At 47.3% G+C, this 13226-nt stretch carries 13 protein-coding genes; 7 read left to right on the top strand and 6 right to left on the bottom strand.

Going from position 1 to position 13226, the window contains the following annotated elements; translation table 11 throughout:
• Nucleotides 1–12 precede the first annotated feature (12 nt).
• Nucleotides 13–792, top strand: coding sequence for a hypothetical protein (locus NZM04_03145; GenBank protein ID MCS7063037.1), 780 nt, complete (start codon nucleotides 13–15; stop codon nucleotides 790–792).
• On the opposite strand, the gene NZM04_03140 is transcribed toward NZM04_03145, so the two are convergent.
• Together NZM04_03140 and NZM04_03135 are read right to left on the bottom strand one after the other, a co-directional pair.
• Nucleotides 789–2039, bottom strand: coding sequence for an LL-diaminopimelate aminotransferase (locus tag NZM04_03140; GenBank protein ID MCS7063036.1), 1251 nt, complete (start codon nucleotides 2037–2039; stop codon nucleotides 789–791). The two genes, NZM04_03145 and NZM04_03140, sit on opposite strands and share 4 nt — an antisense overlap.
• A 58-nt stretch (nucleotides 2040–2097) precedes the next feature.
• On the bottom strand, nucleotides 2098–2751 hold the full coding sequence (locus tag NZM04_03135) for a phosphopantothenoylcysteine synthase (protein MCS7063035.1): 654 nt from the start codon (nucleotides 2749–2751) through the stop codon (nucleotides 2098–2100).
• Between the two features lie 119 nt (nucleotides 2752–2870).
• Here NZM04_03135 and NZM04_03130 point away from each other — a divergent pair, with 119 nt between their 5' ends.
• From NZM04_03130 to NZM04_03115, 4 genes are read left to right on the top strand one after another with little or no spacing between them, the layout of a single operon-like run.
• The gene (locus NZM04_03130) at nucleotides 2871–4088 is read left to right on the top strand and encodes an aspartate kinase (protein ID MCS7063034.1); all 1218 of its coding nucleotides are present in this window, start codon (nucleotides 2871–2873) and stop codon (nucleotides 4086–4088) included.
• Complete coding sequence (locus NZM04_03125; protein ID MCS7063033.1) at nucleotides 4085–4849, top strand: hypothetical protein; 765 nt, start codon at nucleotides 4085–4087, stop codon at nucleotides 4847–4849. The genes NZM04_03130 and NZM04_03125 overlap by 4 nt, the downstream gene beginning before the upstream one ends.
• Nucleotides 4850–4853: 4 nt before the next feature.
• Nucleotides 4854–5537 (top strand): hypothetical protein, encoded by a 684-nt coding sequence (locus NZM04_03120; GenBank protein MCS7063032.1) that lies wholly within the window; start codon nucleotides 4854–4856, stop codon nucleotides 5535–5537.
• A 13-nt stretch (nucleotides 5538–5550) separates the two neighbouring features.
• On the top strand, nucleotides 5551–6534 hold the full coding sequence (locus tag NZM04_03115) for a class I mannose-6-phosphate isomerase (protein ID MCS7063031.1): 984 nt from the start codon (nucleotides 5551–5553) through the stop codon (nucleotides 6532–6534).
• 12 nt (nucleotides 6535–6546) lie between these two features.
• Here NZM04_03115 and NZM04_03110 read toward each other — a convergent pair whose 3' ends face one another.
• The 3 genes from NZM04_03110 to NZM04_03100 all read right to left on the bottom strand — a co-directional run bounded on the left by NZM04_03110 (nucleotide 6547) and on the right by NZM04_03100 (nucleotide 10279).
• On the bottom strand, nucleotides 6547–7005 hold the full coding sequence (locus tag NZM04_03110; GenBank protein MCS7063030.1) for a FecR family protein: 459 nt from the start codon (nucleotides 7003–7005) through the stop codon (nucleotides 6547–6549).
• Nucleotides 7006–7102: 97 nt separating this feature from the next.
• Nucleotides 7103–8215 (bottom strand): glycoside hydrolase family 3 protein, encoded by a 1113-nt coding sequence (locus tag NZM04_03105; GenBank protein ID MCS7063029.1) that lies wholly within the window; start codon nucleotides 8213–8215, stop codon nucleotides 7103–7105.
• Nucleotides 8216–8230: 15 nt separating this feature from the next.
• On the bottom strand, nucleotides 8231–10279 hold the full coding sequence (locus NZM04_03100; protein ID MCS7063028.1) for a sodium-translocating pyrophosphatase: 2049 nt from the start codon (nucleotides 10277–10279) through the stop codon (nucleotides 8231–8233).
• 135 nt (nucleotides 10280–10414) lie between these two features.
• On the opposite strand from NZM04_03100, the gene NZM04_03095 reads away from it, so the two are divergent.
• Both NZM04_03095 and hemB read left to right on the top strand, forming a co-directional pair.
• Nucleotides 10415–11425: a bifunctional oligoribonuclease/PAP phosphatase NrnA gene (locus tag NZM04_03095; GenBank protein ID MCS7063027.1), complete on the top strand. Its 1011-nt coding sequence runs from the start codon at nucleotides 10415–10417 to the stop codon at nucleotides 11423–11425.
• 26 nt (nucleotides 11426–11451) lie between these two features.
• Nucleotides 11452–12447 carry a porphobilinogen synthase gene (gene hemB / locus NZM04_03090; GenBank protein ID MCS7063026.1) on the top strand — a complete coding sequence of 332 codons (996 nt, stop codon included), beginning with the start codon at nucleotides 11452–11454 and terminating at the stop codon, nucleotides 12445–12447.
• A 12-nt stretch (nucleotides 12448–12459) separates the two neighbouring features.
• Here hemB and NZM04_03085 read toward each other — a convergent pair whose 3' ends face one another.
• Nucleotides 12460–13131 (bottom strand): NPCBM/NEW2 domain-containing protein, encoded by a 672-nt coding sequence (locus NZM04_03085; GenBank protein ID MCS7063025.1) that lies wholly within the window; start codon nucleotides 13129–13131, stop codon nucleotides 12460–12462.
• Nucleotides 13132–13226 lie beyond the last annotated feature (95 nt).

The following is a 13226-nucleotide window of genomic DNA, read 5'->3' as shown; positions in this document are numbered from 1 at the left end:
CCCTTTCTTTTCATGGTCGCCAAGATTTTTCCTAGCTCAGCAGATTACGAAAATCTCTCGCGCGTAAAGACGCAGGTGAATGCTGAGGCTAACATCTACGACTACACCCAATGTGTCGTCAATAAGCCTTGGGGCTACGAATATCTCTGGTATCAAGATGCACACGTTGCGATCTGGTTTCTTCACATTGATTATCTCAAAAGCACCTCGCTACATTGCCACGTAAAGAAACGCACATCCCTTCTCTTGCTACAAGGGAAGGCTGTCTCCTCGACGCTTGAGAATCGCTACAAACTCTCTCCCGGCGATGCAGTCGTGCTCGAGGCATGCGTCTTTCATTCCACTACGGCAATATCAGAGGGCGGGATATACGTCTTGGAAGTCGAGACACCGCCCATGAAGGGCGATCTGGTGCGGCTAAAGGATGCCTTCGGGCGACAAGGGGCAGGATATGAGTCGAGCCGCCAGTATTCTCAGGATTTTTCTCAATACTTATACGTTCCGTTTTATCGCAGGTCGGGTGGAGCTCCGATTGCGCTTGGCACTTTGTTTCTCGATGTGGTTGAACTTCATTCCGCAGAGTTGCTTTCCTCCAAAATTCAATCAGCTGAGCTGATTGTGCCTCTCAACCGATCCTTAAGCATTCATCCTGAAAGAAAGATTGCTATCGGGGAGGCCTTCAATCCTTCTATCTTTGATTGGGACCGTTCAACAGTGGAAAGCATGGCCGAGACAATCCGCGTCTTAGTGATCACTGACCTCTCTCTGCAGGCTGATGGAGCTACTAACTAAAATATAAGCTGATACGAGCTTAAGCGTCGCTCGAGCTCGGCTATTACCTCTTTTTCTTTCTCCAAGCCGCCAGGCGCACTGAATGTGACACTGAAGCGTATATAGCTACCTGCGTCATCCCACGGCACTGTCGAGATCAGGTGTTCAGTGATCATCCATTGAGAAAAGGCCTCCGCATTAGGGAACTCTATTTTTGAGCCATCACAGCGGATCGCTGCACGAGGGGAGGGGGCATATAGAAAGAAAGAGCCTTTGGGTTTCTCAACATCGAAACCTAACCTCTTCAGCGCTGGGACTAGCAAATCCATCCGCCGAGAATACTTTGCAGCAATCGCTTGCGTGATCTCAGGGTGATCGAAGCAATAAGCAACGGCATGCTGAATGGCAAGAAACTGGCCTGAGTCCGTGTTATCTTTGACTGCTCCGTAGGCCTTGATCAAAAGGGGATTGCCAGCTACGAAGCCGCACCGCCAGCCAGTCATATTGAAGTTTTTTGATGCAGAGTGCAACTCAATGCCTACTTCCATGGCGCCCGGGATAGAGAGAAAACTGAGTGGTTTTCCTTCATAAACTAAAGCTGCATAAGCGAAGTCATGAATGACAATGATTTCATTTTGGAGCGCCCATTCGACGACTTCTTTGAAAAAGGCCTCTGTGGCAGATGCGCCTGTGGGGTTATTGGGATAATTGAGAACGAGAACTTTGGCGCGTTTCAGAATCTCGGGCGGAATGCTCTTGAGATCGGGCAAGAAGGCGTTTTGTTTTAGAAGGGGAAGATTATAAACTTCCCCACCATAGTATTTCGCATGGGTGCCAAAAACTGGGTAGCCCGGGACGGTCATCAGGGTGACATCGCCGGGATTGATTAACGCTGCGGGAAGAATAGAAAGAGCAGCCTTTGAGCCGATGGAGTGCAAGATTTGGGTTTCAGGGTCGAGCTTGACTCCACAGACACGTTGCATGTAACGGGCTGCTGCTTCTTTCAAAACTGGACCACCGTTGTCGGCATAGCCGCGATTCTCGGGTTTGGCAGCTTCTTCGCATAGTTTTTGAACGACTTCCGGAAAGGCCATGTCATCTGGTTCCCCGACCCCCAAATCTAATAAAGGCACATCGGGATGGGCTTGTTGGGCGGCGCGTTTGGCTCGCTTGATTTTTTCGAATTTGTAGATGGCTGTATCTTTTCCGAAACGTTCACCTCCGATTCGATCTGCGAAACGTCTTTGTATAAAGGATTCGGCTTGCATAGCATTAAATGAAATCAGTGGGCTCTTTAGCCGCGAGGGAAGGGGATGCGCAAGGGATTTATTTTTTTAGTGGGGTAGAGAGGTGATTTTCAAGGCGTTGAGCAAGGACAAGTAAGTCAGGTGCATGATCGAGTTGTCGCTCGGCATTGCAGATTCCGAATCCCCGTCCGTATGCCGTGCCGTTGACGACGACAAAATGCGTCTGGGAGTCGCGCACTTGCTGGATTGCGGCAGCCACTGCTGAGTCATGATCGCCATCGAGTTCGTATTTCCATCCAACAATTCGTGCACTAGGCCAGAGGTGAGGGAGCTGGGGAAGGATTTTAGGAGCAGGCTTGAGGACTAGTCTTATGCCATTTATGCGACTGGGAATTTTTTTAGCCACGATTCGACGGCCTTCTGCGTCTGTTATGTAATCTAAGACAAAGTCGCTTAAGGCCGCTGAGTGTAGAATTGCATCTGCGCTGAAACGCATGGATAGGTCTTTAAGCAGCTCAAGCAAGTGGTCGTTGTCTTTAAATTCCTGCGTAAGCACCCCTTTTGGAGGCAATTCTGCCCGCGCTCCTTTTCCACGGAGGCAGATGACTTCATGGCCTCGTTGGCTGAAGTAATGAGATAGAGCGGTGCCTGTCTGACCAGAGGAGATATTTGTCAGGACGCGCATTTCATCGATGGGAACAGCAGAGGGGCCAGTCGTGATTAGAATTTTCATTGTAGGAGATTTTGCGTATAACCATAATAGCCTATGCGTATCCGATTTGCGTTGGCAACCCTATGCTTGAAATGCATGTTGAAGATTTCATGTAGCAACCGTGCGGATAGTGCTGGATTATGGCTTTAATTGTTCAAAAATACGGCGGGACTTCGGTAGGGAATCCAGATCGAATCAAGAACGTAGCACGACGCATAAAACAGTGGCGTGATAAAGGGCATCAGATTGTGGTCGTGGTCTCAGCGATGTCTGGCGTGACGGATGGATTGATCAAGCTTGCGAAGGAAATTCTGCCTGAGCCTTCTGAGCGGGAGTTGGATATGTTGCTAGCGACTGGTGAGCAGACAACTATTGCTCTGACGGCAATGGCGCTGCATGCGCTAGGGGTGCCGGCGGTCTCATTGACAGGCGCACAGGCTGGAATTATAACAGATCGCGGTTACACACGCGCAAAAATATTGAATATAACTCCGAGAAGGGTTCACGAATATCTCGAGCAAGGTCAAGTGGTAATCGTAGCAGGATTTCAAGGGCAGGATGAACAGGGGCATATCACCACGCTAGGGCGGGGGGGCTCAGATTTGACGGCGATTGCTCTCGCAGCCGTGTTAAAAGCAGATTGTTGTCAAATTTACACTGACGTGGATGGGGTTTACACGGCGGATCCACGGCTGGTTCCGAACGCAAGGAAAATTCCGGTGATTAGTTATGATGAAATGCTTGAGCTGGCTGCGCTTGGAGCCAAAGTAATGCAAGCGCGCTCTGTAGAATTTGCTAAAAAATTTGGTGTTGTCTTTGAGGTGCGATCTAGTTTTAGTGAAGAGGAGGGAACAATTGTCAGAAGTGAGACAAAGGATATGGAAAACGTCGTTGTGCGTGGCGTCAGTTTGGATAAAAACCAAGCTAAGGTAACACTTTTAGCTGTGCCTGATAGGCCAGGAATCGCAGCAAAAATTTTCTCCGCCTTGGCTGAGGCACAAATAAACGTAGACATGATTGTGCAGAATGTCTCTGCAGCGGGGGCCACGGATATAACTTTTACTGTAAGTAAGGACGACCTTGGACGGGCTCAGAAAGTAATTGAGCCCTTGTCTAAACAAATCGGAGCCAGTGAGGTCATAGCCAAAGATGGTGTGTGCAAGTTGTCCGTAGTAGGGATTGGGATGAAATCCCATTGCGGAGTTGCAGCAACGATGTTTAAAGCGCTTTCAGAAGCGCAAGTGAATGTGCAGATGATTTCGACAAGCGAGATCAAGATTTCCGTTATAATTGATGCAGAATCAGGGCCCAAAGCCCTGGAAGTGGTTCACCAAGCTTTTGGATTGGCGCGAGTATGATTCGTTTGATTAATCGTGGCCATATAAGTTGGCCTTTATTAATTGTATTAGGCATTTTGTTTTTCTTAATTTTGTCTCTCTCACTGTTGTATGCATTTAGAAATCAACTAGCTTTAGCGCTCATTAAGGGACAACTAAAAAAGCACCTGAATGCCGATATAAGTATAGCTCAGACGCAGCTCGACCTATTCAATCGCAGTTTGAGAGTTACAGGTATAGAAATTGGAAATCCTCCGGGATTTCAACAATTGTTTTCTATAAGGATCCCCGAGTTTAAGATTAGACTGGGCTCACCCATGAAAGAGAAAGAGGTATGGATGATTTCGGAACTTTTAATTGATATCAATGAGATATTAATAGAGCGAAACAAGCAAAAAAAATATAACTTAACGATGCTTCCCAAATCAGGATTAGAAGATAAACCTAAAGGCAGAAATGAATCATCTAACAAAAAATCTGATAAAAAGTCGCAGGAGGATTTTAAATTCAAGATAGCCACTCTAATGTTACGAGTAAATAATGTCAGTTACTACGACTATAGCATAATGGACGATCCACCGAGGATAGCCTACAACGTCAATATTAACGAAACGTTACGGGATAGCCACAGCATATCACAGATCAGGGATAGAATCTTACAACGGGTGCTGAGCAAAACGCCGCTTAAAATTAAGGATTTAATTGGTGGTGATGGCTTTATTATGGAACAAAAAGAAAGAATAAAAGAGAAGCTGACCGATAAGATCAAGAGCCTATTCTAAGTGAATGCTAAAGCTAATCTATCGCTTCTTTACATATTTATCTGCTATTGTATTTGGAATATATATTTTTAGAAACGAAATTGTAGAGCTTGCAATCAACTATCTTACTCGACAATCCAAAGAGCACTCCTATATTCGTATAGATTCCCCGTATATTAATCTCTATCCACCTGAAGTAGAGGTAAAAAGGATAGATATTATTCATAACAATGAAATTATTTTTCAAGTTGAAAATGCGAAAATAGCGATGGGCTGGCCATTTTCTCAAAATAACATCATTTACATCAATGAAATATCAGGAATAATCAGAAAATGGCAGATAGTAAGAGAGTCAAGCGGACGCAGTAATATAGATGTCCTAAGCGATTGGGCTGAGAATTGTCCGTTTGATTTATCCATTAAATCGCTTAAAATTACTGTGCGTAATGTAAGTTTTTTAGATTATGTTTTTTCTGAGGCTGGATTATGTCGACGACAGCCTTCTGAAAATGTTCAATCAGTAAGTTTGGATTCGGTTGAAGGAGATCCTTTAACTCTATTGAGCTGGGCACTGAATAAGATTTTGTTTGAAGTGCCATTCAGTATTGAAAAACTATCCAAGGCTAAGCCGTTGCTCAAACATCAAGCAACACGAACGCCGTACGTCCGACTGTATACAGAGCGACCATCACAGCCGTTAACTGATTAACTTCGCACAATATATGTTGTGCAAAACCCAACCGATTATCTATACCATCAAGCCAATTCTTAAGACAAGAATCTGGGGAGGTCGAAAATTGGCTGATTGGGGGCGCAGTTTGCCGGATCAGCATCGTTATGGAGAGTCATGGGAACTAGTGGATCGTTCAGAGGACTGCAGTGAATTATATGATCGAAGAAGCAATTTGACTACCACACTCCACGAGCTATGGGAAACGCAACGCACAACATTTTTTGGCACTGATGCGCCTAATTCTCAAAGGTTTCCTATTCTGATTAAGTTATTGGATTGTGCAGATACCCTTAGCGTTCAAGTGCATCCGCCAGAAAATGTAGCGAATGCTTTGGGCGGGGAGCCTAAAACTGAACTTTGGTATTTTTTGGAGACACAACAGGACGCTAAAATCTATGTAGGACTCAAAAAGGGGGTGACGCGTGCTCAATTTCAACAAGCAGTTGGCACCCCTAACCTCCCCCACCTACTGCATTCTCTGAAGACCTCAACGGGAGAAGCAATGTTTTTACCCTCAGGACGTGTGCATGCGATCGGCGCTGGGAACTTTATTTTAGAAATTCAACAAAACTCTGATACGACGTATCGAGTGGACGATTGGCAGCGGAGAGATTCTAATGGTAACTTACGCGAGCTCCACGTTGAGCAAGCCTTGAAATCTATACACTTTGATGATTACGAGCCGACCTTCGTTCAACCGCACGGCAGCACACTTTTAAACTGTCCTTATTTTAAAGTCGAACGCTTTTGGCTTCTGAAAGGTGAACGAATGTGTTTTTCTCCTCGCGGACGAAGCTTTTATTACCAGTTTATCACACGTGGTCAGGCGGATTGCATTCTAGAAGGAGACTCTGAACTCCGTTTTGGGTCCTCATCGGGCGATGCTTGGCTACTTTCAGCAAGTGCTCAAGGGCTTTTATGTGAGGCTTTGACCGATTCGGTTGAGTTGATAACCGTCAGCTGGGGAAGCTAGCACTTTACTAGCTTATCGTTTTTTACTGATTTGAGAAACGCCTACTTTACCTTCCTTCACAGCGACGTAAGTTTTCTTTCCGTCGTATGTTACACCATAGAATGTGCCTCGTGCCGATGCTGTCCCTTGTGGGGTTTTGATCTTAAAGTCAGTTTGAGATGATATATCTTTATTAATAAGGGCACTAACTGTGCCAGATCTGAGATCTACAAGGGTTTTCCGCTGCGGACCTTCTTTCGCATTAGGGTTAAAGCTGTATTCCGTAAGCACAATAGTCGTATTTTCAGCGATGTGCATGCCTGCTCCTGGGACTGTCAAAATTATCGCATTTGAAGAGGCTCCAGTCTTGATAGTTGTGCCGGGCATTAGTTTCTGATTGACCTTGAGTGGCTGAAATATCTTAGAACCGGGTGCTTGATATTGGACGGCTCCATTCACACTACTGACCTTTGCCTCATACTGAGCATTCAAAGAGGAGCTTTGCAGTAAAATTATCATTGCTAAAAATGCAAAATGAATAGATCTACGCATAATCTACAAGCTATACCTCAAAAGTAACAAATTCAACTCAATAAATTTCCACTGGAGAACGTTTACCGTCATCAGGCGATCGCAAAGCGGCTTGAGCTTCGCCTAGTGTATCGACTCGCAGCTGCCAGATTTGCTGATCAATTTCGTGAAAGCACTCTAAACTGAAAGGATAAGGCGGGGCGAGTTTTTTGCGCATTTTAGCGATTCTACGAATAGAATGTTGTGTCTCTTCCTCAGATAGGGCAGAAAGGCATTTCGCAGCGTTAACAGCCAAGCTGGTTCTATGACATATTAGAATTAGGTCATTACCAGCAGCGATAGCTAATTTTATAGAATCTTCAAAGGGATACTCATTTAGAATAGCTCCCATATCCATATCATCAGTGATGACACAACCGTCATATCCCCACTTATCTCTCAAGATACCTTGCACTACTCTCTTAGATAATGTAGAGACCATTCCAGAAGGATCTAAGTTACGATTTCGAATGTGCCCGATCATAATGCTATCGAGCTGCCCATCTGCAGCTAATTCTCTGAACGGAATCCATTCACATGACTCCAATTCCATCTCCGTTCGGTGAATCTCTGGTAAATGATGATGAGGATCCACCTGTGCACTGGCGTAGCTAGGAAAATGTTTGCCGCAACTTAGGATCCCCTCACCCCGCATAGCTTCAGTAAAAACGCGGGCGCGCGCAAGAACCTCTACAGCATTGCGGCCGAAAGTGCGGTTGCGAAGGGAATTGTCAGCTTCGTCATCGAAAGAGACGTCTAAGACCGGACAGAGATTTAAGTTAAATCCAAAAAGCCTCAAAATACGTCCTGTAAGGTGTCCATGACGTTCAAACAGGTGCATATCGCCCTTATCACGGAGTTGTTTTACGCTGGGTGGCTCCTGCCCGATTTCTTTTAATCTAGAGACCCGTCCACCTTCTTGATCGATAGTGATGATGGGTTCATGCTCAACGGAGTCTCGTAAATCAAGGATAAGCTTATGCAATTGCTCAGGGTTTTTGATATTCCTTCCAAAGAGAATAAAACCTGAAGGTTGCACCTGGTCTATGATGCGGCGCGTCTCGTCGTCTAAATTAGGGCCTGGAATACCGATGATTAAAAATTGTCCCCCCCTTCGCAATTCTCTATGCATGGTAGTTTGGGCTGATTACTTAAAGAAAATCGGGATGATAAAAATAGCAACAACATTCACCACCTTGATCATCGGATTTACGGCAGGGCCTGCGGTGTCCTTATAGGGATCGCCGACGGTATCCCCGGTCACCGCTGCTGCATGCGCTGCTGAGCCTTTACCGCCGAATTGTCCCTCTTCAATGAACTTTTTAGCGTTATCCCACGCTCCACCGCTGGAAGTCATTGAAAGTCCCAAAAATAAACCAGTCACTATCGTGCCAACCAACACCGCACCCAAAGCTTGGGCACCAAGCCAAGGAACGGCTGCCACTAAGACCACAGCAGCCACTGGCAACAACGCAGGCGTCACCATCTCCCACAGCGCTGCGCGCGTCACAATATCCACACACCGCCCATAGTCAGGCCTATCCTCAGCCTTAAGAATCCCAGGGCGATCCGCGATTTGACGTCGGACCTCTTTAACAATTGCTCCAGCCGCTTTCCCCACAGCTTCCATACTCATAGCAGTAAATAGATAGGGAATCATCCCCCCGATAAAAAGACCAATAATGATTTTAGGGTCCATCAAGGAGAACTGCATTTGCCCGATGATTACTCCCCGGCTGGTCTCGAGATAAAAAATAAGCTCTTGCACATAGGAGCCGAAAAGCACCAATGCCGCTAGACCTGCGGAAGCGATGGCGTAGCCTTTCGTTACAGCTTTCATAGTATTCCCTACCGCATCGAGTTCATCAGTGATTTTGCGAACTTCAGCCTTCATCCCACTCATTACGGCTAATCCCCCTGCGTTATCTGTAATCGGTCCATATGCATCTAAGGAAATAATAATCCCCGCCATACTCAGCATACTCATTACGGCAATGGCGATCCCATAAAGCCCTGCTAATTGATGCGTCGCTGCTATCGCCCCACATACACAGAGCACCGGCAACGCCGTCGCTCGCATTCCTAACGAAAGTCCAGCAATAATATTAGTAGCATGTCCAGTCTCGCTAGACTCCGCAACGCGCCTTACCGGCCGATGATGGGTCGATGTGTAGTAATTCGTAAGCCATACAACGATCGCCGTCATCACTAGTCCTATTAACGCGCAACCATATATCCCAAGCCACTTCCCAGGAAAGATCACCACAGCCATAGGTAAAATAAGAAGCCCAGAAACTACCCCACTGATCACCACACTATTTATCAACACCTGCGTCACCCCCCCCTTTGCTTTCCTCACAAAAAGGATACCAGACAATGCCCCGATTACCGATGCCGCACACATCAAAAAAGGAAAGACAATCGAAGGAATGTCAGCCGAAAGCGTCAAATGAGCAATTACTATCGCACCTATCAAGCTCACCACATAAGTTTCAAACACATCTGCCGCCATCCCCGCACAATCTCCCACATTATCCCCGACATTGTCAGCGATCGTCGCAGGATTCCTCGGATCATCCTCATGCAAGTTTTGTTCAATCTTTCCAACCAAATCGGCCCCCACATCTGCAGCCTTCGTATATATGCCGCCGCCTAGACGCGCAAATACACTAATCAAACTGCTCCCCAATGCTAATCCGATCAACGACGTTATCAACTCTACCTTACCTAGATTCTCCTCGCATATTTTGTAGAACACACCGACCGCCAATAGAGCCAACCCAACAACGAGCAAGCCCGTAACCGCACCCCCACTAAAGGCCACCCTAAGAGCACGAGAGAGCCCCGACGCAGCACCTTGTGCCGTCCGCACGTTCGAAAGCACAGCCACTCGCATCCCGATAAAGCCTGCAGCGAGCGAACACCCTGCACCAATTAAAAACCCCACCCCTGCCGCCCATGACCGCACAAGCACAATTACAACAAAAAGACAGGCTGAAATAATCGCGATCGTCTTAAACTGCCTGTTTAAGTAAGCCCTAGCCCCCTCTTCGATCGATTGAGCAATTTCTTGCATAAGTTGGCTACCTCGATCCATACGATAAATTTCCCAAGAGAGAACAAGAGCCACTAAGATCGCACCTATCGCGCAGACCACAGATAAGTCTATCCCATAGTTCAACAACAAAGATTCCATAATAAACGTTTTGAGCTTGTCTCTATGCCTGATATACCCCTTGTTGACAAGCCGCCACTACTAACCGTCCACTCACTACACACATGTGTCGACATTCAGCCTGCACTCCTTCATAAATAAACATGACGACATCGCATGAGCCCACCTCTACCCCAAATCCAAAGTCTCATTGAAAAACATCACACCTTCATCGTATTCAGTCACGTCAGACCCGATGGCGATGCCTACGGAAGCGCATTAGGACTAGCTCTAGCGCTCGAAGAGATTGGCAAGACCACCCAAGTCTATTTTCAAGATGGCCTTCATCAATCATACCAATTCCTTCCAGGTAGTAGAAAAATACTCATCCCCTCCCCTCTCCAACCTCCCGACACCGATGCCGCTATCATTGCCGTCGATACCTCCACACTCCCTCGACTCGGAGACACCTTTCAGACCTGGGGACGAAAAGTGGATCTCAACATTGACCACCACATCAGCAATACACAATTCGCAGAGATAAACCTGATATCCCCGCACGCAGCCGCAACATCAGAGATCATATACGAACTCTTGCATCCACTATCCCTACCCCTAACGGAGCCCGTCGCCACTAACCTCTACGTCGGTATCATGACCGATACAGGCTCCTTCCGCTATCGTCAGACCTCACCCCGCACACTCTCCGCTGCAGCAGCCCTTACTGCAGCTGGCGCCAATCCCTCCTTCCTTGCCACTCAATGCTTCCTCAATCACCCACTAACCCGATTCAAACTCCAGCAGGAAATCTTCTCCCAAGCTCGCTACTACTTCGATAACCAGGTCGTGGTCTGCCACATCACACCCGAGCTCCTCACACGCCACGGTGCCCGCCCAGAAGATACAGAAAATATCCTCGAGCCACTACAAGCCATACGCGACATCGAAATAGCCATTTTAATTGAGACCATAGATACCAACACTCAGCGAGCTAGCCTCCGATCACGAGGCAAAATTGATGTCTCACTCGTCGCCGCTTCACTCGGCGGCGGTGGTCACCCAGAAGCTGCAGGCTTGAGAGTCAACATGACGTTTAATAATCTTACAACCAGCCTTCTAACCACTCTCAGCCCATACTTCACTACAAAGATAAATCCTCCACACACCTCAAACCACCACCTCAAATAAAAAAATTTTCACGCAACCCCCATTCTATGTTCCCACTCCCCATTCGCCCACGACGCGCAAGACTAAATGCCTCTCAACGCGCTTTACTCCAAGAAACCCGACTCCACCCCAGTCAACTCGTTCTCCCCCTTTTCATCCGAGAATCCCCAGGCCAAAGCCCTGCGATCGACGCCTTGCCAGATCAACAACGTTACCTCATCGAAGAACTTCCCCCTATCATCACACAAGCCCTTTCAAAAGGAATTGTCGCTGTAGCGCTCTTCCCTTGTTTACTCGCCGACAAAAAAACACCAGACGCCGCTCACGCCCTAGATCCAGACACCTTGATATTGCGAGCCACACGTTTCCTCCGTCAACGTTTCCCCGAACTCATCATCATCACAGATGTCGCCCTTGACCCCTACACCTCTCACGGACACGACGGACTCCTCGACTCCAAAGGCCAAGTAGACAACGATGCCACGCTTGAAATACTAGCCCAACAGGCCCTCCTTCAAGCTCAAGCCGGCGCGACCTGGGTCGCCCCATCAGATATGATGGATGGCAGAGTAAAATTCATCCGAGACACCCTCGACCAAGCCGGCTACACACAGACCTGCATCCTATCCTATAGTGCTAAATTCGCCTCTGCTTTCTATGGACCATTCAGAAACGCCATCGGCAGCGATACAGCCGCCGGCACCCTTGCACTGGATAAGAAAACCTACCAACTTCCCTACACCAACCCTACTGAAGCTCTGCGCGATGCTCTCCTTGACGTCGAAGAAGGAGCTGATGCACTCTTAGTTAAACCCGCCGGCCACTACCTCGACATCATCTTCCGACTCCGACAACTCACACACCTCCCCGTTGCGGCTTATCAAGTCTCAGGCGAATATCTTCAAATCTGCGCCACCGCTCAAGCCGGCTGGATAGACCGCTCCCAAGCCATCCTCGAATCCCTCTATGCCATCCGAAGAGCAGGAGCGCAATTTATCCTCACCTATTTTGCCCTAGAAGCAGCAGCCCTTCTCAAGGAATAAATCCCACACAGATTATTTGTGAAAATAAGGCCAAGCCCAAACGGCGTTATCGCAAAACTTATTATTCCCCTCATGCACAATGAGCTGAATTGTCTTGGCATGACTTGGGATAGGCACATCAATAAGCCAATATTTCTGCTTGGCATGCACTAACCACGGTGTCTCAAATACCTTCTGATCGTTAATCTTGACAATATAAGACCACGTCCCCTCCGATTCATGAATTTCTTCGGGCATAGTGCCAATAGCAGTGAAGCGCTTTACCCCCTCTGGAACCTTATAAACAATCCGACTCGGTGCGTGCGTAAAAAAGAAACTCTGACACTCCCTACCTTGCACCTTTATTATAATCCGCCTCCCTCCTAAAGCCGGCGGTGGATTAGGTGGAGCGTTACCTATGATCCTCTCTGCCCCATTTGTAAAAACCCGGCAAAAATCCGCTCCCACCTCCGCAAGCATCGGAGTAACATCTCCGGCATATATAGCGTCAGGATTACCTATCGGCGCAAAAACTGACCAATCAATCGGCGTCCCCTCAGGAGGAGGCCCAGCGACAACAATCGGTGTCGTCGCTTGCTTTTTCTGCTGGGATGACGATGGCTCCCCACAACTGATCAATCCTAACCCTATCAGTGCAGCTATCAACACAGGGCGAGCACTAATGAATTTTACGCATTTACGCATAATTGACAAAAAACCAACACGATTGCTAGGACTTTTCTACCCCTTGTCAACACTCAGCTTTCTCAACCGCTTGGAAGATCAATTCCATGACAAAA

This window comes from Candidatus Methylacidiphilales bacterium, from assembly GCA_025056655.1.
Taxonomy (GTDB): Bacteria; Verrucomicrobiota; Verrucomicrobiia; order Methylacidiphilales; family JANWVL01; genus JANWVL01.
Note: the sequence above shows the minus strand (reverse complement) of the source record. Positions and strands in the feature narration are given on the sequence as shown.